The sequence below is a fragment of the Streptomyces sp. CB02400 genome (genome assembly GCF_001905725.1).
In the GTDB taxonomy this organism is placed as follows: Bacteria; Actinomycetota; Actinomycetes; order Streptomycetales; family Streptomycetaceae; genus Streptomyces; species Streptomyces atrovirens.
Window position 1 is genome coordinate 166,901 of the sequence record NZ_LIWB01000001.1, and the last position, 20,421, is coordinate 187,321.

Consider the following 20,421-nt stretch of genomic DNA (forward strand, 5'->3'; position numbering starts at 1 on the left):
CGGGCCCTTCCTGAGGCGAGGGACCAGGCGTCTGATCGCCCCGCCGCCCCTTCCCGTCCCGTTCCTGGGGCTGCGCCCCAGACCCCCTTTCGGCCCTGAACGGGCCTCGTCCTCAAACGCCGGACGGGCTGGTTTCAGCCCAGGGGCGCGAGGAACTGCGCGACGGTGGTGCGACCGGGGACGTCACCGAGCGGCGTCGGAGCAGCCCCCAGTCGTCCCCGCCATGCTCCGCCGGACCGGCGCGCTACGCGTCCTTCGCCGCCCTCAGCGCCTGCGCCAGTCGCTGGGGCTCGCGGGTCGACAGGAAGACGTAGGGGGTCGGGTCCGCCGGGTCCGTGACGTCCACGCGGAGCGCGCCGGGGATGTACGCCCGCAGGAGCATGAAGCAGCGCGGGTCGGCCTTGTGGGAGCGCCAGGCGCGGGCCTCCTCGGCGTCCAGGATCTCCGCCTCGCCCAGCGCCGACACCGGGATCTTCGCCTCGCCCGCGATCAGGTGGCCGCCCACGACCCGGATGCGTACCGAGCCGTACGAACTCGCCACGACGGCCGCAGCGGCGGTGCCGCCGGCCAGGCCGCCGAGCATCGGCAGCGTGCCGAACGGCAGCAGGATCAGCGCCAGGGAGACCCCCACCAGGAAGGAGATCAGCCACCAGGAGCGGGGGGCGGTGAGGCGTTCTTCGTACGGGGAGGCGGAGAGCTGCATGAATCCAAGCTTGGCACGGTGTCGGACCGTGACTCACGCGCGGGTAAGGTCTGCGCCTGTGAGTGGTACTTCCGCAGCTCTTCAGCCCCCGGCCGACGCCGTGAAACCGGTGCGCCACCCCGATGCTCCCGCACCCGGCGAGCTCCTCGGCGCCCACTACGGCCAGTGTTTCGGCTGTGGCGACGAACAGCCCCACGGGCTGCACCTGGCGGCCCGAGCCGGCGAAGGCGTGTCGATCACCGCCGAGTTCACCGTGCGGCCCGCCCACCAGGGTGCCCCGGGACTCGCGCACGGCGGGGTCCTCGCCACCGCCCTGGACGAGGCGCTCGGCTCGCTCAACTGGCTGCTGCGCACGATCGCGGTGACCGGCAGGCTGGAGACCGACTTCGTCCGGCCCGTGCCGGTCGGCGCCGTGCTGCATCTTCAGGCCGAGGTGACGGCGGTGGCCGGACGGAAGATCTACTGCACCGCCACCGGACGCGTCGGCGGCCCCGACGGGCCGGTCGCGGTCCGCGCCGACGCGCTGTTCATCGAGGTCAAGGTCGACCACTTCGTCGACCACGGCCGCCAGGAGGAGATCCAGGCCGCCATGAGCGACCCCGACACGGTCCGCCGTGCCCGCGCCTTCGAGGTGAACCCGTGAGCGCACTCGAGGTGCTGATCCGGCGCGTCGACCCGGACGTACCGCTTCCGGCATACGAGCACCCGGGGGACGCGGGAGCCGATCTGCGGACCACCGAGGCCCGCGAACTGGCTCCCGGCGAGCGGGCCGTACTGCCCACGGGGGTGTCTGTGGCGCTGCCCGAGGGGTACGCGGCCTTCGTGCACCCGCGATCCGGTCTCGCCGCCCGCTGCGGCGTCGCCCTGGTGAATGCCCCGGGGACGGTTGATGCCGGGTACCGTGGGGAGATCAAGGTGATCGTGGTGAATCTCGATCCGCGCGAGACCGTGCGGTTCGAGCGCTTCGACCGGATTGCCCAACTGGTCGTCCAGCAGGTCGAGAGGGTCCGCTTCGTGTCGGTCGCGGAGCTTCCCCCCTCGGCCCGGGCCGAGGGGGGCTTCGGGTCCACCGGCGGCCATGCCGCGGTGGAAGGTAAGAGCGGCACAAGCGTTCAGGCCGCCATGGGCGGTACAGCGGGTGGGAATCGATACGCTTCGGTCGTATCCGACCGGGAAGGACAGTGACGTGTTCGGACGTCGCAAGAAGAAGGATGCCGCCGACGGTGCGGCCGGCGAGGCCGAGCAGGTCGTCGACGGTGTCGACGCTGAGGCGGGCGAGGAGGCCGAGCGGCTGAGGCTCGAGCCGGCGCCGAGGCCCGACGGGCCCTGGGACAGCGCCGAGGTCAGTGAGCCCGGCGAGGGCCGGGTCGACCTGGGCGGCCTGTTCGTGCCCGGGGTCGACGGCATGGAGCTGCGGGTGGAGGTCGCGGGCGACGCGATCGTCGCGGCCACCGTCGTGCTGCGGGACAGCGCCATCCAGCTCCAGGGCTTCGCCGCGCCCAAGCGCGAGGGCATCTGGGGCGAGGTGCGCGAGGAGATCGCGTCCGGCATCACCCAGCAGGGCGGCATCATCGACGAGGTCGAGGGCCCGCTGGGCTGGGAGCTGCGGGCCCAGGTGCCGGTGCAGCTCCCGGACGGCACCAGCGGCTTCCAGGTCGTGCGGTTCGTCGGCGTGGACGGCCCCCGCTGGTTCCTGCGCGGGGTGATCTCGGGCCAGGGCGCGGTGCAGCCGGAGGCCGCCGGGCTCCTCGAGCAGATCTTCCGGGACACCGTCGTGGTGCGCGGTGAGGGCCCGATGGCCCCGCGCGACCCGATCGTCCTGAAGCTGCCGAACGACGCGCAGATGGTCCCGGAGAACGTGCAGCAGGAGGAGGGCGGCTCCCGCTTCGCCGGCGGCATGGGCCAGCTCCAGCGCGGACCGGAGATCACCGAGGTCCGCTAGCCGGCCGGACGGAGGGTCGCATCCCTGGCGGGGTGCGGCCCTTTTCGTGTGCGTGAGCCGGTGGCGGTGCCGGTACGCGGGGCGGGGCGCCGGGCGTTGATGCCGGCCGGGGGTGGGGTTGCGCTGCCCGGCGCTTGCGGGGTGCCTCCCCCACTCTCGGCTTCTCCCCCACTCTCGGCTTCTCCCCCACTCTCGGCTTCGCTCGAGCGGGAGGTACCCCCATGAGCGGGAGGTGCCCCCATCGTCCACCCGTGCCGCCCTGGGGGTGCCTCCCAGGCCTTTAAGGCACTGGGGGAGGCACGACTGCCCGCGGCTGCTGCGGTGGCTGTCCGTGGTTGTGGTGGTTGCGTGCTTGTGCGTGTGTGGGACAAACCGGTCCGACCGTTGATCGCACGGGCGCCGGCCGGGGATACTGGCGCCCGGTCCACGGGGGAGGGCGGTCAGGATGGGTCAGGTGGTCACCGAGACCATGGTGCGCGTCGAGGACGTGCACAAGTCGTACGGCACCGGAGCCGCCGCCGTCCACGCGCTGCGCGGTGTCTCCTTCGACGTCCCGCGCGGCGAACTGGTCGCCCTCAAGGGCCGCTCCGGATCCGGCAAGACCACACTCCTGAACATCGTCGGCGGCCTCGACACCCCCGACCGGGGGCGGGTCCACGTCGACGGACGCGACCTCGCCGGCCTCGACGAGAACGGGCTGCTCGCCCTGCGCCGGGACCACGTCGGCTTCGTCTTCCAGTCCTTCGGCCTCATCCCCATCCTCACCGCCGCCGAGAACGTCGGCGTCCCGCTGCGGCTGCGCCGTGCCGACCCGCGCGAGCGCGAGGAGCGCGTCGAACTGCTGCTGTCCCTCGTCGGCCTCGCCGACCACGCCGCCCAGCGGCCCGGCGAACTCTCCGGCGGCCAGCAGCAGCGGGTCGCCATCGCCCGCGCCCTCGCCAACAGCCCCTCCCTCCTCATCGCCGACGAGCCGACCGGCCAGCTCGACGCGGAGACCGGGCACGCCGTGATGGAGCTGCTGCGCGCGGTCGTCCGCAGCGAGCACGTCACCGTGCTCGTCGCCACCCACGACACCACCCTCCTCGACCTCGCCGACCGCGTCCTGGAGCTGAGCGACGGCGAGATCACCGAGCACTGACCCCCGCCGGGACCCCGCGCCCGGCCGGGCGCCGCGGGGGAAGACAATGAATCCATGGGACGCGGCAACCTCCGGATCCACCTCGGCGCGGCACCGGGCGTCGGCAAGACGTACGCGATGCTCTCCGAGGCGCACCGCCGTGCCGGACGCGGCACCGACTGCGTGGTGGCCTTCGCCGAACCGCACGGCAGGCCCCGTACCGAGGCGCTGCTGCGCGGACTGGAGCGGATCCCGCACCGGGACGTCGAGCACCGCGGGGCCGTCCTGACGGAGATGGACCTCGACGCCGTCCTCGCCCGCCGCCCCCAGGTGGCCCTCGTCGACGAACTCGCCCACACCAACGCCCCCGGCTCGCGCAACGCCAAGCGCTGGCAGGACGTGGAGGAGCTGCTCGCGGCCGGGATCGACGTCCTGGCCACGGTCAACATCCAGCACCTGGAGTCGCTGGGCGACGTCGTGGAGTCGATCACCGGCGTACGGGAGCGGGAGACCGTACCGGACGAGGTGGTGCGGCGGGCGGACCAGATCGAGCTGGTCGACATGACGCCCGAGGCGCTGCGCCGCCGCATGGCGCACGGCAACATCTACCAGCCGGACAAGGTCGACGCCGCCCTGTCCAACTACTTCCGCCCCGGCAACCTCACCGCGCTGAGGGAGCTGGCGCTGCTGTGGGTGGCCGACCGGGTCGACGCCCACCTCCAGCGCTACCGCAGCGAGCACGAGGTCTCGGCGATATGGGGCTCCCGCGAGCGGATCGTCGTCGGCCTGACCGGCGGTCCCGAGGGCCGCACCCTGCTCCGGCGGGCCGCGCGGCTGGCGGAGAAGGGCGCCGGCGGCGAGCTGCTCGCCGTCTACATCTCCCGCAGCGACGGGCTGACCGCGGCCTCACCCAGGGAGCTGGTCGAGCAGCGCACCCTGGTGGAGGACCTCGGCGGCACCTTCCACCACGTCGTCGGCGACGACATCCCGGCCGACCTGCTCGCCTTCGCGCGGGGGGCCAACGCCACCCAGATCGTGCTCGGCTCCTCGCGCCGCCCGGCCTGGCAGTACGTCTTCGGACCCGGCGTCGGCGCGACCGTCGCCCGGGACTCGGGACCCGACCTGGACGTGCACATCGTCACCCACGAGGAGGTCGCCAAGGGCCGCGGGCTGCCCGGCGCCCGCGGCGCGCGGCTGGGGCGTTCCCGGCTGGCCTGGGGCTGGGCGGTCGGCGTGGCGGGACCGGCGGCGGTGGCGGTGCTGCTCAGCGCCGTGGACCTGGGACTCGCCAACGACATGCTGCTGTTCCTGGCCCTGACGGTGGCGGCGGCCCTGCTCGGCGGGCTCTGGCCGGCCCTGGCCTCCGCGGCGGTCGGCTCGCTGCTGCTGAACTACTTCTACACCCCACCCCTGCACACCTGGACCGTCTCCGACCCGAAGAACATCGTCGCCATCGTGATCTTCGTCGCGGTCGGCGCGGCGGTGGCGTCCGTGGTCGACCTCGCGGCCCGGCGCACCCACCAGGCGGCCCGGCTGCGCGCCGAGTCGGAGATCCTGTCCTTCCTCGCCGGCAACGTGCTGCGCGGCGAGACGGGCCTGGAGGACCTGCTGGAGCGGGTCCGGGAGACCTTCGGCATGGAGTCCGCCGCCCTCCTCGAACGCGCGGGCGACGTCGAGCCGTGGACCTGCGCCGGCCGGGCGGGGCGCGGACGCCCGGTCGAACGGCCCGAGGACGCGGACGTGGAGGTGCCGGTCGGCGACCACATGGCGCTGGCGCTGACCGGCCGGGTGCCGCCCGCCGAGGACCGCAGGGTGCTGGCCGCCTTCGCCGCGCAGGCCGCCGTCGTCCTGGACCGCCGCCGGCTGCGCGAGCAGGCCGGCCGGGCCCACGCCCTCGCCGAGGGCAACCGCATCCGCACCGCCCTGCTGGCCGCCGTCAGCCACGACCTGCGCACCCCGCTGGCCGGGATCAAGGCCGCCGTCTCCTCGCTGCGCTCCGAGGACGTCGAGTGGTCCCCCGAGGATCGGGCCGAGCTGCTGGAGGGCATCGAGGACGGCGCCGACCGCCTGGACCATCTGGTGGGCAACCTGCTGGACATGTCCCGGCTGCACACCGGCACGGTCACCCCACTGATCCGTGAGATCGACCTGGACGAGGTGGTGCCGATGGCGCTCGGCGGGGTGCCCGAGGGCAGCGTCGCCCTGGACGTCCCCGAGGCCCTGCCCATGGTCGCCGTGGACCCGGGACTGCTGGAGCGGGCGCTGGCCAACGTGATCGAGAACGCCGTCAAGTACAGCCCTTCCGGCCTGCCCGTCCTGGTCGCCGCCAGCGCTCTCGCCGACCGGGTCGAGGTGCGGGTGGTGGACCGCGGCCCCGGCGTCCCCGACGAGGCCAAGGACCACATCTTCGAACCCTTCCAGCGGCACGGCGACGCCCCGCGCGGGGCCGGGGTCGGTCTCGGCCTGGCGGTCGCCCGGGGCTTCGCCGAGGCCATGGGCGGCACTTTGAACGCCGAGGACACCCCCGGCGGCGGCCTCACCATGGCGCTCATCCTGCGCGCCGCGGGAGCACCGGCGGTCGCGGAGGAAACCGTGGAACCCGAAAGGCAGCCCTCATGACCCGTGTCCTGGTGGTCGACGACGACCCGGCCATCGTGCGCGCCCTCGTGATCAACCTCAGAGCACGCTCGTACGAGGTCGACTCAGCCCACGACGGCGCCGACGCCCTCCGTACGGCCGCCGCCCGCCATCCCGACGTCGTCGTCCTCGACCTCGGCCTGCCCGACATGGACGGCGTCGACGTGCTCAGGGAGCTGCGGAGCTGGAGCCGGGTGCCGGTCCTGGTGCTGTCCGCCCGGCACGCCTCCGGCGAGAAGGTCCAGGCGCTGGACGCCGGCGCCGACGACTACGTCACCAAGCCCTTCGGCATGGACGAACTGCTGGCCCGGCTGCGGGCCGCCGTACGCCGCGCGGAGCCCGCCGGCGACGGGGGAGACGTGGTGGTGGAGACCGCCGGGTTCACCGTCGACCTGGCCGCGAAGAAGGTCAACCGCGGCGGCAAGGACGTACGGCTGACCCCCACCGAATGGCATCTGCTGGAGGTGCTGGTGCGGGCCGGCGGCCGGCTGGTGGCGCAGAAGCAGTTGCTGAAGGAGGTGTGGGGGCCGTCGTACGGCACGGAGACGAACTACCTGCGCGTGTACATGGCGCAGCTGCGGCGGAAGCTGGAGGCGGATCCGTCACATCCGAAGCACCTGATCACGGAGCCGGGCATGGGGTACCGCTTCGAGAAGTGAAGGTCAGGAGCGTCCCCGCGCGGGGTTGCCGGGAGAGGCCCGTTCGGAGCGGGGCGGCAGGGGGTACGTAACCGTCAGTGCACCCCGGTACGCTTCAGATATGAGTGCTGTTCCTCGATCCGAGAAGCCGGCAGGCCGGTTCCGGCGCATGCTCGACCGGCTCTCCTCGTCTCAGGAGGACCTGGAGTCCGAGGAGCTGCGTGAGGACGCCGAGACGGCCGGCTGTACGCGGATAGGCGACTGCCGCGACCGGCAGATCGTCACGGTTACTGGTACCTTGCGCACGGTCACGCTACGGCCGCGCGCGGGGGTCCCGGCCCTGGAGGCCGAGCTGTTCGACGGCTCCGCCGCGCTCGACGTGGTGTGGCTCGGCAGGCGCTCCATCGTGGGGATAGAGCCGGGGCGCAAGCTGATCGCATCGGGCCGGATCTCGATGAGCCGGGGCCGCCGGGTGCTGTTCAATCCGAAATACGAACTGAGACCCCTCGGACGGGAGTAGCCGGTGACGTCACTCGACAAGCCGACAACCGAAGACACATCCGCGGACGACGCCCGGGCGGTGACCGAAGCCGCCCTCTTCGAGGCGTTCGGCGGGGTGCGGGGCATGGTCGAGACGGTGCTCCCCGGGCTGCTCTTCGTCAGTATCTACACGGTCAACAAGGACCTGCACATGTCGGCGATCGCGGCGCTCGCCGTGTCGCTGGTGATGGTCGTGGTCCGGCTGGCGATGAAGGACACCGTCAAGCACGCCTTCAGCGGTGTCTTCGGCGTGGCCTTCGGTGTGGTCTTCGCGATGATGACCGGCAACGCCAAGGACTTCTACCTGCCGGGCATGCTGTACACGCTGGGCCTGGCCCTGGCGTACATCGTCACGGCGATGGCGGGCGTCCCGCTGATCGGTCTGATGCTGGGCCCCGTCTTCAAGGAGAACCTCTCCTGGCGCACCCGCAACCCCGGCCGCAAGAAGGCGTACACCAAGGCCAGCTGGGCGTGGGGGCTGATCCTGCTCGGCAAGAGCGCGATCCTGTTCCCGCTGTACTGGTGGGCGGACACCACTCAGCTGGGCTGGGTGTTGATCGCGCTGAAGATTCCGCCGTTCCTGCTGGCCGTGTACCTGACGTGGGTCTTCCTGGCGAAGGCCCCGCCTCCGATCGACGTCTTCGCCGAAATGGAAGCGGAGGAACGCGCGGAGGAGGAACGCAAGGCTGCTGCCTCCGAGTAGGCCCGCCTTGCTCTCTGGGGGCTGTGCCCCCAGACCCCCCCTTTCGGCCTGAACGGCCTCGCCCTCAAACGCCGGACGGGCTGGATCGGGGCGCCCAGAGTTTTCCGGGCGCCCCTCTTTTCATGACTCCTTGCGTACGGAGAGCAGGTCCTCCAACTGCTCCTCACGCGCCTGGGCGGCCACGAAGAGGAGTTCGTCGCCGGCCTCCAGGGAGTCCTCCCGGGTCGGCGTCAGGACGCGGGTGCCGCGGATGATGGTGACCAGCGAGGTGTCCTGCGGCCACTCCACGTCCCCGACCTGCGTGCCGGCCAGCGCCGACTCCTCCGGCAGGGTCAGCTCGACCAGGTTGGCGTCGCCGTGGCTGAAGCGCAGCAGCCGGACCAGGTCGCCGACGCTCACCGCCTCCTCCACCAGGGCCGACATCAGGCGCGGGGTGGAGACGGCGACGTCCACGCCCCAGGACTCGTTGAACAGCCACTCGTTCTTCGGGTTGTTCACCCGGGCGACGACGCGCGGGACGCCGTACTCGGTCTTGGCGAGCAGCGAGACGACCAGGTTGACCTTGTCGTCGCCGGTCGCGGCGATGACGACGTTGCAGCGCTGGAGCGCCGCCTCGTCCAGGGAGGTGATCTCGCAGGCGTCGGCGAGCAGCCACTCCGCCTGCGGCACGCGCTCCACCGAGATGGCGGTCGGCGCCTTGTCGATCAGCAGGACCTCGTGCCCGTTCTCCAGCAGTTCGCCCGCGATCGAGCGGCCGACGGCGCCGGCTCCGGCAATGGCGACCCTCATCAGTGACCGCCCTCCTGTTCGGGACCCTTGGCGAACGCCGCCTCGACGCGGTCGATCTCATCGGTGCGCATCATCACATGCACCAGGTCCCCCTCCTGCAGCACCGTCTGCGAGCTGGGCAGGATCGCCTCGCCGAGCCGGGTCAGGAAGGCCACGCGCACGCCGGTCTCGTCCTGCAGCCTGCTGATCCTGTGTCCCACCCAGGCCGTGGAGGTGTGCACCTCGGCGAGCTGGACCCCGCCGGTGGGGTCGCGCCACAGCGGCTCGGCGCCCGAGGGGAGCAGCCGGCGCAGCATCTGGTCGGCCGTCCAGCGCACGGTCGCCACCGTGGGGATGCCGAGGCGCTGGTAGACCTCCGCGCGGCGGGGGTCGTAGATGCGGGCGGCGACGTTCTCGATGCCGAACATCTCGCGGGCCACCCGCGCGGCGATGATGTTGGAGTTGTCGCCGCTGGAGACGGCGGCGAAGGCACCCGCCTCCTCGATGCCCGCCTCGCGCAGGGTGTCCTGGTCGAACCCGACCCCGGTGACCCTCCGGCCCCCGAACCCGGAGCCCAGGCGGCGGAAGGCGGTGGGGTCCTGGTCGATCACGGCGACCGTGTGCCCCTGTTCCTCCAGGGTCTGGGCCAGGGCGGAACCCACCCTTCCGCAGCCCATGATGACAATATGCATCGCGTCACACCGCGCTTCCTGCAGGCCGTTCGACCTTCATGACCTTCGTGCTCATGTCTCTCTTTCGGCTCGCCAGGCAAACATCGCGGCCTGAGTGCGGGCCGCCAGGCAACATCATGCCGGGGGATCGCGGTCCCGACGCCCTCCGGGGCCCGGTCGTCGTGTGCGCGTGCCGGGTCCGACGTATCCGCACCACCCGGGCGCGACCGGTGCCCGGAGCAAGGAGAGAGCCGGCCATGACTGCCGAGATCGACGTCCTCGTCCTGGGCGGCGCGGGCGTGGACACGATCGTGCACGTGCCCGAGCTGCCCGTGCCGCTCGCCGACAGCCACATGATCCGGCCGGGCATCGTCACCCGCGCGGGACAGAGCGGCGACTTCGTCGCCCTCGGCACCAGCGCCCTCGGCCTGCGCACCCACCACCTCGACCTGATCGGCGACGACCACGAGGGCGACCTCGTCCGCGCCCTGCACCGGGACCACGGCATCGCGCTCACCGCCGTACCGCAGCCGTGCGGCACCAAGCGCGCGGTCAACCTGGTCGGCCCCGACGGCCGGAGGCTCTCCCTGTACGACGCGACCCGCTGGTCCGAGACGGACCGGCTGCCCGAGGAGACGGTGCGCGGGCTGGCCGCCGTCAGCCGGCACGCCCACGTCGTCATCACCCAGCCGTGCGCCGACGCCCTGCCCCTGCTGCGCGAGGCGGGCGTGACGATCTCGACCGACCTGCACGACTGGGACGGCGTCAACCCGTACCACGAGACGTTCGCTCTCGCCGCGGACCTCGTCTTCCTCTCCGCCGCCGCCCTGACCGACCCGGAGGCCACCATGCGCCGGATCGCCGCGCGGGGCCGGGCCCAAATCGTCGTCGCCACCGCGGGTGCCGAGGGCGCGTACCTGCTGGCCGACGACGAGCTGACCCACGTCCCCGCGGCCGCGCCCCCGGCACCGGTCGTCGACTCCAACGGGGCCGGCGACGCCTTCGCGGCCGCCTTCCTGCACGGCCGGCTCGGCGGCGAACCCGCCCTCCACTGCGCCCGGCTCGGGGCGGTGGCGGGGGCGTACGCCTGCACGGTCCCGTCGACGCGGGTGGCCGCCATCGGACCGGAGGCCCTGCTCGCCGGAGTCGCCGGGCGGATCCCCGGGGCGGTCAGCGGCGCGTGATACTGCGCACGCTCGCCAGCGTGAGGATCCCGAGGCCGACGAGGGCGGCCGCGGCGCCGATCAGTTCTGCGGTCGGGTGCATGGGAACCTCCACGGGGCGTGGCGACTACGGCCGGACTGGTCATATAGGCATGGAACTGCCCCGACCTGCCTAATCCCCGGTCCGGTCACCCGGTGATTTCACCCGGAGAGCAGAGGCCGTATGGAAGCCGTATGGATGTGGGGTGGTGGTTGGGCTGCCCCATGTCCGAAGGCTTACGATCCACTGCTGTGTCCAAATTGACCGACGTGCCCAAACGGATTCTGATCGGGCGCGCACTGCGCAGTGACCGACTGGGTGAAACGCTCCTGCCGAAGCGTGTCGCCCTGCCCGTCTTCGCCTCCGACCCGCTCTCCTCCGTGGCGTACGCCCCCGGCGAGGTGCTGCTGGTCCTGTCGATCGCGGGTCTGTCGGCGTACCACTTCAGCCCCTGGATCGCCGTCGCGGTCGTCGTGCTGATGTTCACCGTGGTCGCCTCCTACCGCCAGAACGTCCGCGAGTACCCGAGCGGCGGCGGCGACTACGAGGTGGCCACCACCAACCTCGGCCCCAGGGCCGGACTGACCGTCGCCAGCGCCCTGCTCGTCGACTACGTCCTCACCGTCGCCGTGTCGATCTCCTCCGGCATCGAGAACCTGGGCTCGGCGGTCCCGTTCGTCGTCGAGAACAAGGTGGCCTGCGCGATCGGCGTGATCGTGCTGCTGACGCTGATGAACCTGCGCGGGGTCAAGGAATCGGGCACGCTCTTCGCGATCCCCACGTACGTCTTCGTCGCGGGCGTCTTCACCATGATCGCGTGGGGTGCGTTCCGCGGGGTCGTGCTCGGCGACGACATGCGGGCGCCGACCGCGGACTACGAGATCAAACCCGAACACCCCGGACTCGCCGGCTTCGCCCTGCTCTTCCTGCTGCTGCGCGCCTTCTCCTCCGGCTGCGCCGCGCTCACCGGCGTCGAGGCGATCTCCAACGGCGTACCGGCCTTCCGCAAGCCCAAGTCGCGCAACGCCGCGACCACGCTCGCCATGATGGGCCTGCTCGCCGTCACCATGTTCTGCGGCATCATCGCGCTGGCCGCCGCCACCGACGTCCGCATGGCCGAGAACCCCGCCAAGGACCTGATCCACGACGGCGTCCCGCTCGGCGCGGACTACGTCCAGGACCCGGTGATCTCCCAGGTCGCCGAGGCCGTCTTCGGTCACGGCAGCTTCCTGTTCATGATCCTCGCCGCCGCCACAGCGCTGGTGCTGTTCCTCGCCGCGAACACCGCCTACAACGGCTTCCCGCTGCTCGGCTCGATCCTCGCCCAGGACCGCTACCTCCCCCGCCAGCTGCACACGCGCGGCGACCGCCTCGCCTTCTCCAACGGCATCGTGCTGCTCGCGGGCGCCGCCGTGCTGCTGGTGTGGATCTACGGCGCCGACTCCACGCGGTTGATCCAGCTCTACATCGTCGGCGTGTTCGTGTCCTTCACGCTCAGCCAGATCGGCATGGTCCGCCACTGGAACCGGCTGCTGGCCACCGAGCGGGACCAGGCCAAGCGCCGCCACATGGTCCGCTCCCGGGCCATCAACACCTTCGGCGCCTTCTTCACCGGCCTGGTCCTGGTCGTCGTCCTCGTCACCAAGTTCACCCACGGCGCCTGGGTCGCGCTGCTCGGCATGTGCATCTTCTACGCGACGATGACGGCGATCCGTAAGCACTACGACCGTGTCGCCGAGGAGATCGCCGCCCCCGAGGCCCCGAACGACGACATGGTGCGGCCCTCCCGCGTCCACTCGGTCGTCCTGATCTCCAAGATCCACCGTCCCACGCTGCGCGCCCTCGGCTACGCCAAGCTGATGCGCTCCGACAGCCTGGAGGCGCTCAGCGTCAACGTGGACCCGGCCGAGACCAAGGCGCTCCGCGCGGAGTGGGAACGGCGCGGCATCGACGTACCCCTGAAGGTGCTCGACTCGCCGTACCGGGAGGTCACGCGCCCGGTCATCGACTACGTCAAGAGCCTGCGCAAGGAGTCCCCGCGCGACGTGGTCTCCGTGATCATCCCCGAGTACGTGGTCGGCCACTGGTACGAACACCTGCTGCACAACCAGAGCGCGCTGCGGCTCAAGGGCCGGCTGCTGTTCACGCCGGGTGTGATGGTGACCTCGGTGCCCTACCAGCTCCAGTCCTCCGAGGCGGCCAGGAAGCGGGCCCGCAAGCGGCAGGAATGGGTCGCCCCCGGCTCGGTGCGCCGCGGTCCGGCGGAGCGGGCGAAGGATCCCTCCTCGCACACGTAGACTGGTGGGCTGTTGTCCCGGCCCTCCTGGGCCTTCCCGCTCTCGATGTTGTGGAGTCACCCCGCCATGCAGGCAGAACCGAGGAAATCACTGGTGGGGGAGGAGTACGAGGTCGAGGTCGGCCCCGTCGCCCACGGCGGCCACTGCATCGCCCGTACGTCCGAGGGCCAGGTCCTCTTCGTCCGGCACGCGCTGCCCGGTGAACGGGTCGTCGCGCAGGTCACGGAGGGCGAGGAGGGGGCCCGCTTCCTCCGCGCGGACGCGGTACGGGTGCTGGACGCCTCCAAGGACCGCATCGACGCTCCCTGCCCCTTCGCCGGCCCCGGCCGCTGCGGCGGCTGCGACTGGCAGCACGCCAAGCCGGGCGCCCAGCGCCGCCTGAAGGGCGAGGTCGTCGCCGAGCAGCTCCAGCGCCTGGCCGGGCTCACGCCCGAGGAGGTGGGCTGGGACGGCACCGTGATGCCGGCCGAGGGCGACAAGGTCCCCGCCGGCCAGGTCCCGGCGTGGCGCACGCGCGTGCAGTACGCCGTCACCGCCGACGGCCGCGCGGGACTGCGCCGGCACCGCTCGCACGAGGTCGAGCCGATCGACCACTGCATGATCGCCGCCGAGGGGGTCAGCGAGCTGGGCATCGAGAAGCGGGACTGGACGGGCATGGACTCCGTCGAGGCGATCGCCGCGACGGGCTCCCAGGACCGCCAGGTCGTCCTCACCCCCAAGCCCGGCGCCCGCCTCCCCCTGGTCGAACTCGACCGTCCCGTCTCGGTCATGCGCGTCGACGAACGCAACGGCCAGCTCCACCGCGTCCACGGCCGCCCCTTCGTCCGCGAACGCGCCGACGGCCGCACCCACCGGGTCGCCGGCGGCGGCTTCTGGCAGGTCCACCCGAAGGCCGCCGACACCCTCGTCACCGCGGTCATGCAGGGCCTGCTGCCCCGCAAGGGCGACATGGCCCTCGACCTGTACTGCGGCGTCGGCCTGTTCGCGGGCGCGCTGGCCGACCGGGTCGGCGAGGCGGGCGCGGTCCTCGGCATCGAGTCCGGCAAGCGCGCGGTGGAGGACGCCCGCCACAACCTCGCGGACTTCCCCCGCGTCCGCATCGAACAGGGCAAGGTCGAGACGGTCCTGCCCCGCACGGGCATCACGGAGGTCGACCTGGTCGTCCTCGACCCCCCGCGCGCCGGCGCCGGCCGCAAGACGGTGGAACACCTGTCGTCCCTGGGCGCGCGCCGCATCGCGTACGTCGCCTGCGACCCGGCGGCCCTGGCACGGGACCTGGCGTACTTCCGGGACGGGGGGTACCGGGTGCGGACGCTGCGGGTGTTCGATCTGTTCCCGATGACGCACCACGTGGAGTGCGTGGCGATTTTGGAGCCTACTGCAAAGGGGCTCTGACCTGCGGCTTTCTTGTGTTTTCCAGATGTGGCCGGTGGTGCTCGACCTGTTTCCCGAAGTTCACCGCGTGGAGTCTGCTGTAGGTAGCCGCCACGTGGCTCACCTGCGGGTTCGCAGCGGGAGCGTGAGTCCGGAACGCTCTGCTCAACTCCGTCAGGGGCGGGTTCGGGAAATGTCTTGACGCTCGTTCGACGCTGTTTCTGACGGAGTGTGAGGTGGCCGTCCCGGTACCGGATGGCGCGGGTCAGTCGGGTGCCCGGGATCGGTGGTGCCGGGCCTCGAATTCTTCGGGTGGGAGGTAGTCGAGGGCGGAGTGCAGGCGTTCGGTGTTGTACCAGCCGACCCACCGGACGACGGCACGTTCGACCTGGTCAGCGTCTCGCCAGGGCCCTCGGTGCTCGATCGGCTCGGCTCTGAAGGAGCCGTTGAGGGCCTCGGCCATCGCGTTGTCGTCACTGTCGGCGACAGAGCCGACCGACGCGGTCGCGCCGGCCTCGATCAGGCGCTCGCCGTAGCGAATGGACACGTATTGACCGGGTTCAACCAGTCGTGGCAACACTCCTGATCAGAGAGGTGTGCTGTGGGACGCCCCACAGGTTGGATGACGGAGTTGACGGGTCGGTCACCGATGAAGTCGCCGGGACGACCGTCGACTCGGCGCGTACTTCGGGGGTGCAGGCATCAGAGCTGTGCTTCCCATCCGCCGGATCAATCATGCCCGGCTTCAGGGCCGCTACGACAACCGGCTCAGCTCGGTCCGGGCCGTGCCGCGAGAGGCGTTCCTCGACGACGGCTGGTTCGAGTACGAGGACGATGGCTGGTACCGGCCGGCATTCCTCGACGGCCGACGCGGCGGCGGCCTGGACCGGGTCCACGTTCGCGGGCGTGAACCTCCACGCCACCACGTGGCAGGCCGAAGTCAGCCGGTCGCCGCGCCCCCGGCTTTGGCGATGAGCATGTCCAGAAGCAAGAGCAGCACACCGCGCGCGTCGTCACGGGAGCGGGCGTCGAGCAAGTGGATGGGTGTGTTCGGGTCACGCAGATGCAGCGCCGCCCTGATCTCCTCGGCAGTGTAGGGCTGTTCGCCGTGGAAACAGTTCGCGGCGACCACGAACGGAAGCCCTCGGTTCTCGAAGAAGTCGACGGCCGGGAAACTGCGGTCGAGGCGTCGTGTGTCGACAAGGACGATCGCCCCGAGTGCCCCGTTCAGCAGGTCGTCCCACATGAACCAGAAGCGCTCCTGGCCAGGTGTGCCGAACAGGTAGAGCACGACCTGTGCGTCGGTGAGGGTGATGCGGCCGAAGTCCATCGCGACGGTGGTAACCGCCTTGGACTCGATGCCGTCGAGGTCATCGACGCCGACACCCGCGCTCGTCAGCCGCTCCTCGGTGCGCAACGGCTCGATCTCGGAGACCGTCCCGATCAGGGTCGTCTTGCCGACGCCGAATCCCCCAGCGATGAGGATTTTGACGGGGTCCGCTTCCTGAGCTGGGGTGTCATATCCAGGCAAGGTTGTCCCTGATTCTCATGAGCAGGTGGACATTGGTGGTCTCGGCCCCTTCCAGGGGTGGCCGGTGCTCGATCAGCCCCCGATCCGCGAGTTCGCCGAGAAGAAGCATCATGGGAGTGAGGCGGATGTGCATGCGCGCCGCGATCTCGGCGACCGCCAGGCCGCCCGGAGGCGAGCACATCGCGAGGATGGCCTGCCACTCGCTGGGCAGGCCGCCGTGGCCGTCCGTGACGGCCACCGCCGTGATCGTGGTGTCCATGGTGAGGGCGGTGTGTGCAGCCGCCGTACGTCCATCGGTCAGCGCGTACAGCCGCGTCCGGCGGTGGCCTCCCTCTCGCGGCCTGGGCTCGTCCGCCATTACGACGGCTGCGCCCGGCCGCGATCAGGCGTGCTCAGCCACTCACCGAGCGCCTGGGCGGTGCGCACGGCTTCACCGCCCAGCTCCCCCAGCCGCGCCTTGCGGGAGGTCACCACGATGAGCGTGCTGCCCTCCCCGCACCCGACGATGCAGAGATAGCAGTCGTCCATCTCGACCAGCTGGCGGATCACCCGGCCGCCGTCGACCTCCCTGGATATCGCCTTCATCGTGGAGGCGATGCCGGAGGACGCGGCGGCTATGCGCTCCGCCTGGTCCCGTTCCAGCTCGTACGAGCTGAGTTTGATCCCGTCGTTGGACAGGAGCACGGCTCCCTGGATGCCGGCGATCCTGCTCAGGTTGTTGTCCAGGACGCTGTAGATCATGTCGTTCGTTGTCGTCATGGCTGATCCTGTCGGAGTTCTTCTTCCACTGTCTGAGTCCCGTGTTCGTAGTCCGCCCAGGCGTCGGCCACTTCTTCGGGTGTCGCCGCATCCTGATGGACGCCGGTCTCCGGTGCGTGCGGCGCGCGGAGCTGCTCGGCGATGTGAGCCTGCGGGATCCGCTCGGGGAGGGCCGGCTTCGCGTCACCGTCCCGTGTCGCGGAAAGGACCGGCGTCCTACTCCTCACCGGCCGCTCGGGCGAGCGCTCCGGCGTCCTACGGCCGGCCGCCCCGGTCTTCGCGTGCAGGACCAGCTCGGGCTTGCGTTCGTCGAGCGGGCCCGGTGCCGGGGCGGGCGTCGCCGCCGCGCGCGGCGCTTCCTTTCCCGCCCGGACCGGTTCGGTCGGCACAAGGAGTTCCTCGGGAAGGATCACCACGGCCGACGTCCCCCCGTATACCGAGCGGCGCAGCGTCACTGTGGCCCCGAGCTGTTCGGCGATGTGGCCGACCACGAAGAGTCCGAGCCGGTGCGCGTTCTCCGCCAGGACGGAATACGGCGGGGCCGAGTGCAGACGCCCGTTCATCTCCTCGTAGGTTGCGGCGGTCACCCGAGGCCCGCGGTCCTCGATCTCGACCAACAGTCCGTCCGTCACCAGTTCGGCACGGATGACCACCTTCGACTGCGGCGGGGAGAACCGGGTGGCGTTGTCCAGGAGTTCTGCCAGGAGGTGGCTGATCTCGCTGATCACCCGCGGTGCCACGCTGATCTCGTCCAGGGACTGGCGCTCGATCCGCCGGAAGTCCTCGACTTCCGCGGCGGCTTCGCGCAGCAGGTCGGCGACGCGCATGGGCTCGGTGTGCGGATCGGGGATCTCCCCACCTGCCAGGATGAGCAGGTTCTCGATCTGCCGCCGCATACCCACCGTCAATTGGTCGGATCGCATCAACCGGGCGAGAAGCTCCTCGTCGTGCCCGAAGGCGTCCTGCAGTTCGTCGGTGAGGGCCAACTGGCGGCTGACCAGGTTTCCGGTGCGCGAGGCGATGCCCGCGGCGAACATACCGAAACCCTGACGCTCGGCCGCGAGCCGCGCATGCCCGTCGACGGATACGGAGACGACCCGGGCGAACGCGTCGCTGATACGTCCGACCTCGTCCCGGTCTCCGCTCACCGCGGGCAGCGCATCGTCGTCGACGGGCTGCCCGCGCTGGAGCCGGGCAACGACATCCGGCAGCGTGTCCTCAGCGATGGCCACCGTACGTTGGTGCAGACCGCGCAGGCGGCGGAGCACGGAGCGCGTGGTGAGCACGATGACGGCCGCGACGGCAAAGACGGCTGCGCCGTTTCCGACGATCAGCCAGATGACCTCGTTCTCCAACTGCGTGGCCTTGGCGTCGGCGTGCACGAGCAGTGCTCGCCCCTGTTTCGCGTCGAGCGCGGCAAGGCGCGGCGCGAACTCGTCATACGCGGCCTGCCAGGCGTCAGCTTCCTTGGGCAGCTCGATGCCGGACGCGGTGTTCTGGTGGTCGGAGATGACCGCGTCCTCGATACGGACCTTCGTCTTCCAGCCGTCCGAGGCGAAGACCTGGTCGTAGGCCGCTTTGTTTTCGGCCGTCAGGTACGGCGCGACCCACTCGTCGTACTGGTACCGCTGGGATCCGACGGAGTTGACGAATTCGGCGAACCCGGAAGGGCTCAGACGCCTGGACGGCCCGGCCATGGCGAGGATGGTGGTCTCGCGCGCCACCATCTCGGACACCGTGAACACCGTGACGACCAGGCCGCTCTCCTGGATGAGCTCGGGGTCTTCCGCATGGCTGAACTCGTTCTGGTACACCCGGATGATGTGGTCGACGAGGCCGGAGTAGTAGCCGATCGTTCGATCCGCGTCCCCGCTGCGGGCGTCCGCGCGCTCGCGGAACGCGGCCAGATCCGCGAGGCCGTGCTTCAGCTCCGCGACGTAATGATCGTCCTCGCGCCCGGTCGCCGCCAGAGCTCCGTCCGCCGCCCGGCGGAACTCGTCCGCGGCCCGGTCCGTGGCCGCGCGCTGCTCGCGCAGCTCTTTCTCGGACACGGAGCCGCTCGCCCACCGTGTGGCGGTCATCCTCCGCTCAGCCTGCAGTTCGACCATCAGCCTGGTCAGGGGTACATCGGTCCGCTCACCGACTGCCACATCAGCGCGTAGTTGCTTTGACTGGTGTACCAGCGGCTGTGCGGTCATGACCACTTGGACACTCATCGCCAGAATAGGGACGATTGCCAGCCAAATGAGCAGCGTACGCAGGCGCAGAGTGCGCCGCCGACGAGTCGCCGGCTGCCCTCGTGTGCCTTCGGGTTCTATGGGAGACATCAGTCCTCGGAGAGCGGGGAACCAGGGGGACGACCCGACCGCCGAGACCAGACGCAGTCCTGGGTTCAGGACTGGGGGAAGTCCGGTTCGGCTTTGACGCGACGTGAGGTACCGATCATAACCAGCCACGCCGGAGAAGCGGAGAGATGGCCTCCGTTGGTCACATGTGGTAAAGGAGACGAAGCATTGCATATCGGGCGTTGGCGTTCACCTGACGCCTGGGCGCAGGCGTGCTCGTGCGGACAGGGCAACCCGCTCTCCCGGCCGCACGTCTCGGACCGACCGGCAAATGGGTCACTTGAGGCGTCGGGTGATGGGCCGACCATCCGAGCGGCGCGGCGAGCTCGCTCCGGGCGCAGGGCTTCTTGCCTTGCTCAGGTTGACGAGGATCGTCGGGTCCGGCTCGGGCAGGCCCGCCGCCTCGGCGGCGTCCGCGATCACACGGGCTCGGACGATCTCGTGGGCGCGCTTGAAGGCGGACCGGAGGACGACATCGTCGAGCACGCCCGGATCCTGGTCCGCGCCGCCGACCTCGTGACCCGTTCGCTCGACCGGCCCGCGGGTGGGGGGAGCGCTTTCACCGTCCGCGACCGTGCCATGGCCGACGCCGTCGCCCGCCTCATGGACGACGGCCCGACGTCCCGGGTCATGGTCTGGGCGCACAATGGCCACCTCGCGAAGGGCAGGTACGGGGACCGGGTCACCGCGTCCCACTGCTCGACAAGAGGGCCCCACGCTGCACAAGCCCACGTCCGCCGCGTGGAGTGCCGCTGATCGCTCTCCACGAGGGACTAATGGCGAGTACGTCGCGGCAGAGGGTGAGGTTCTTCGTGACGCTCGTCTGACGCTCTCGACGTCAGCGAGCAGGGTGGTGAGCCGAGAAGGTGGCTCTGACCTGCCGTTCTTCGGGCTCCGGTCTATTCGACACCTTTTCGATGACGCATCACGTGGAGTGCGTGGCGATTCTGGAGCCTGCAGCAAAGGGCGTCTGACCTGCTGTTTCTCTGATACCTCGGGCTGCGGGCGGGTCGGGCCGACAACTTTCCCCAGTCGGCCCGACGGGCGGAACGGTTGTCTGCCCCGGGCACGTGACGGCGCTGCCGGCTCGCGTGTCCACCTGTACGGGAGGCGGGCGGCGGACGCCGGTGGTCCCGCGCGCCGGAGCGGCTCCGGTCCGTTTCGAGGGCCGGAGCCGCCCCTGCCCTCACGGG

20 protein-coding genes are annotated in these 20,421 nt (G+C 70.9%); 12 read left to right on the plus strand and 8 right to left on the minus strand.

Features of this window, described 5'->3' with window-relative positions:
• Window positions 1–244 precede the first annotated feature (244 nt).
• A complete protein-coding gene (locus AMK33_RS00700) occupies window positions 245–703 on the minus strand; it encodes a DUF3093 domain-containing protein (RefSeq protein WP_073930694.1) in 459 nt (152 codons plus the stop codon).
• A 58-nt stretch (window positions 704–761) separates the two neighbouring features.
• Here AMK33_RS00700 and AMK33_RS00705 point away from each other — a divergent pair, with 58 nt between their 5' ends.
• The 8 genes from AMK33_RS00705 (at window position 762) to AMK33_RS00740 (ending at window position 8,280) form a co-directional block, all read left to right on the plus strand.
• The gene (locus tag AMK33_RS00705; protein WP_073930695.1) at window positions 762–1,346 is read left to right on the plus strand and encodes a PaaI family thioesterase; all 585 of its coding nucleotides are present in this window, start codon (window positions 762–764) and stop codon (window positions 1,344–1,346) included.
• Window positions 1,343–1,888, plus strand: a complete 546-nt coding sequence (dut, locus tag AMK33_RS00710) for a dUTP diphosphatase (RefSeq protein WP_073930696.1) — start codon at window positions 1,343–1,345, stop codon at window positions 1,886–1,888. The genes AMK33_RS00705 and dut overlap by 4 nt, the downstream gene beginning before the upstream one ends.
• Before the next feature lies 1 nt (window position 1,889).
• Window positions 1,890–2,645 carry a DUF3710 domain-containing protein gene (locus AMK33_RS00715; RefSeq protein WP_073930697.1) on the plus strand — a complete coding sequence of 252 codons (756 nt, stop codon included), beginning with the start codon at window positions 1,890–1,892 and terminating at the stop codon, window positions 2,643–2,645.
• A 445-nt stretch (window positions 2,646–3,090) separates the two neighbouring features.
• The gene (locus AMK33_RS00720; RefSeq protein WP_073930698.1) at window positions 3,091–3,783 is read left to right on the plus strand and encodes an ABC transporter ATP-binding protein; all 693 of its coding nucleotides are present in this window, start codon (window positions 3,091–3,093) and stop codon (window positions 3,781–3,783) included.
• 54 nt (window positions 3,784–3,837) lie between these two features.
• Window positions 3,838–6,381 carry a sensor histidine kinase gene (locus AMK33_RS00725; protein ID WP_073930699.1) on the plus strand — a complete coding sequence of 848 codons (2,544 nt, stop codon included), beginning with the start codon at window positions 3,838–3,840 and terminating at the stop codon, window positions 6,379–6,381.
• Window positions 6,378–7,058: a response regulator gene (locus AMK33_RS00730; RefSeq protein WP_073930700.1), complete on the plus strand. Its 681-nt coding sequence runs from the start codon at window positions 6,378–6,380 to the stop codon at window positions 7,056–7,058. The genes AMK33_RS00725 and AMK33_RS00730 overlap by 4 nt, the downstream gene beginning before the upstream one ends.
• Before the next feature lie 100 nt (window positions 7,059–7,158).
• The gene (locus AMK33_RS00735) at window positions 7,159–7,557 is read left to right on the plus strand and encodes an OB-fold nucleic acid binding domain-containing protein (protein ID WP_073930701.1); all 399 of its coding nucleotides are present in this window, start codon (window positions 7,159–7,161) and stop codon (window positions 7,555–7,557) included.
• 3 nt (window positions 7,558–7,560) lie between these two features.
• Window positions 7,561–8,280: a DUF3159 domain-containing protein gene (locus AMK33_RS00740; RefSeq protein ID WP_073930702.1), complete on the plus strand. Its 720-nt coding sequence runs from the start codon at window positions 7,561–7,563 to the stop codon at window positions 8,278–8,280.
• 120 nt (window positions 8,281–8,400) lie between these two features.
• Here the strand turns inward: AMK33_RS00740 and AMK33_RS00745 are convergent, their stop codons facing one another.
• Together AMK33_RS00745 and AMK33_RS00750 are read right to left on the minus strand one after the other, a co-directional pair.
• Window positions 8,401–9,069: a potassium channel family protein gene (locus AMK33_RS00745; protein WP_037930094.1), complete on the minus strand. Its 669-nt coding sequence runs from the start codon at window positions 9,067–9,069 to the stop codon at window positions 8,401–8,403.
• A complete protein-coding gene (locus AMK33_RS00750) occupies window positions 9,069–9,740 on the minus strand; it encodes a potassium channel family protein (protein WP_073930703.1) in 672 nt (223 codons plus the stop codon). Before AMK33_RS00750 ends, AMK33_RS00745 begins: the two co-directional genes overlap by 1 nt.
• Window positions 9,741–9,976: 236 nt before the next feature.
• On the opposite strand from AMK33_RS00750, the gene AMK33_RS00755 reads away from it, so the two are divergent.
• The 3 genes from AMK33_RS00755 to AMK33_RS00765 all read left to right on the plus strand — a co-directional run bounded on the left by AMK33_RS00755 (window position 9,977) and on the right by AMK33_RS00765 (window position 14,614).
• Window positions 9,977–10,903, plus strand: a complete 927-nt coding sequence (locus tag AMK33_RS00755; RefSeq protein WP_073930704.1) for a PfkB family carbohydrate kinase — start codon at window positions 9,977–9,979, stop codon at window positions 10,901–10,903.
• A gap of 270 nt (window positions 10,904–11,173) precedes the next feature.
• Window positions 11,174–13,219, plus strand: a complete 2,046-nt coding sequence (locus tag AMK33_RS00760; protein WP_073930705.1) for an APC family permease — start codon at window positions 11,174–11,176, stop codon at window positions 13,217–13,219.
• Window positions 13,220–13,285: 66 nt separating this feature from the next.
• Window positions 13,286–14,614: a class I SAM-dependent RNA methyltransferase gene (locus tag AMK33_RS00765; protein WP_073930706.1), complete on the plus strand. Its 1,329-nt coding sequence runs from the start codon at window positions 13,286–13,288 to the stop codon at window positions 14,612–14,614.
• A 244-nt stretch (window positions 14,615–14,858) separates the two neighbouring features.
• Here the strand turns inward: AMK33_RS00765 and AMK33_RS00770 are convergent, their stop codons facing one another.
• The 5 genes from AMK33_RS00770 to AMK33_RS00790 all read right to left on the minus strand — a co-directional run bounded on the left by AMK33_RS00770 (window position 14,859) and on the right by AMK33_RS00790 (window position 19,081).
• Window positions 14,859–15,140 (minus strand): integrase core domain-containing protein, encoded by a 282-nt coding sequence (locus tag AMK33_RS00770; RefSeq protein ID WP_158075104.1) that lies wholly within the window; start codon window positions 15,138–15,140, stop codon window positions 14,859–14,861.
• A gap of 393 nt (window positions 15,141–15,533) precedes the next feature.
• Window positions 15,534–16,124, minus strand: coding sequence for a GTP-binding protein (locus AMK33_RS00775; protein WP_073930707.1), 591 nt, complete (start codon window positions 16,122–16,124; stop codon window positions 15,534–15,536).
• Complete coding sequence (locus tag AMK33_RS00780) at window positions 16,111–16,482, minus strand: DUF742 domain-containing protein (protein WP_073930708.1); 372 nt, start codon at window positions 16,480–16,482, stop codon at window positions 16,111–16,113. The genes AMK33_RS00775 and AMK33_RS00780 overlap by 14 nt, the downstream gene beginning before the upstream one ends.
• Window positions 16,482–16,883, minus strand: a complete 402-nt coding sequence (locus AMK33_RS00785) for a roadblock/LC7 domain-containing protein (RefSeq protein ID WP_073930709.1) — start codon at window positions 16,881–16,883, stop codon at window positions 16,482–16,484. Before AMK33_RS00785 ends, AMK33_RS00780 begins: the two co-directional genes overlap by 1 nt.
• Window positions 16,880–19,081, minus strand: coding sequence for a sensor histidine kinase (locus AMK33_RS00790; RefSeq protein WP_235617937.1), 2,202 nt, complete (start codon window positions 19,079–19,081; stop codon window positions 16,880–16,882). Before AMK33_RS00790 ends, AMK33_RS00785 begins: the two co-directional genes overlap by 4 nt.
• A gap of 663 nt (window positions 19,082–19,744) precedes the next feature.
• Between AMK33_RS00790 and AMK33_RS43475 the strand changes: the two genes are divergently transcribed.
• The gene (locus tag AMK33_RS43475) at window positions 19,745–19,984 is read left to right on the plus strand and encodes an erythromycin esterase family protein (RefSeq protein ID WP_235617970.1); all 240 of its coding nucleotides are present in this window, start codon (window positions 19,745–19,747) and stop codon (window positions 19,982–19,984) included.
• Window positions 19,985–20,421: the final 437 nt, after the last annotated feature.

Excerpts from the sequence above, each read along its gene's own strand:
- AMK33_RS00725 (WP_073930699.1), top strand. The coding sequence starts at position 3,838 with ATGGGACGCGGCAACCTCCGGATCCACCTCGGCGCGGCACCGGGCGTC.
- AMK33_RS00790 (WP_235617937.1), bottom strand. The coding sequence starts at position 19,081 with ATGACCGCACAGCCGCTGGTACACCAGTCAAAGCAACTACGCGCTGAT.
- AMK33_RS00755 (WP_073930704.1), top strand. The coding sequence starts at position 9,977 with ATGACTGCCGAGATCGACGTCCTCGTCCTGGGCGGCGCGGGCGTGGAC.
- AMK33_RS00765 (WP_073930706.1), top strand. The coding sequence starts at position 13,286 with ATGCAGGCAGAACCGAGGAAATCACTGGTGGGGGAGGAGTACGAGGTC.
- AMK33_RS00785 (WP_073930709.1), bottom strand. The coding sequence starts at position 16,883 with ATGACGACAACGAACGACATGATCTACAGCGTCCTGGACAACAACCTG.
- AMK33_RS00730 (WP_073930700.1), top strand. The coding sequence starts at position 6,378 with ATGACCCGTGTCCTGGTGGTCGACGACGACCCGGCCATCGTGCGCGCC.
- AMK33_RS00700 (WP_073930694.1), bottom strand. The coding sequence starts at position 703 with ATGCAGCTCTCCGCCTCCCCGTACGAAGAACGCCTCACCGCCCCCCGC.
- AMK33_RS00735 (WP_073930701.1), top strand. The coding sequence starts at position 7,159 with ATGAGTGCTGTTCCTCGATCCGAGAAGCCGGCAGGCCGGTTCCGGCGC.
- AMK33_RS00750 (WP_073930703.1), bottom strand. The coding sequence starts at position 9,740 with ATGCATATTGTCATCATGGGCTGCGGAAGGGTGGGTTCCGCCCTGGCC.
- AMK33_RS00720 (WP_073930698.1), top strand. The coding sequence starts at position 3,091 with ATGGGTCAGGTGGTCACCGAGACCATGGTGCGCGTCGAGGACGTGCAC.
- AMK33_RS00745 (WP_037930094.1), bottom strand. The coding sequence starts at position 9,069 with ATGAGGGTCGCCATTGCCGGAGCCGGCGCCGTCGGCCGCTCGATCGCG.
- AMK33_RS00780 (WP_073930708.1), bottom strand. The coding sequence starts at position 16,482 with ATGGCGGACGAGCCCAGGCCGCGAGAGGGAGGCCACCGCCGGACGCGG.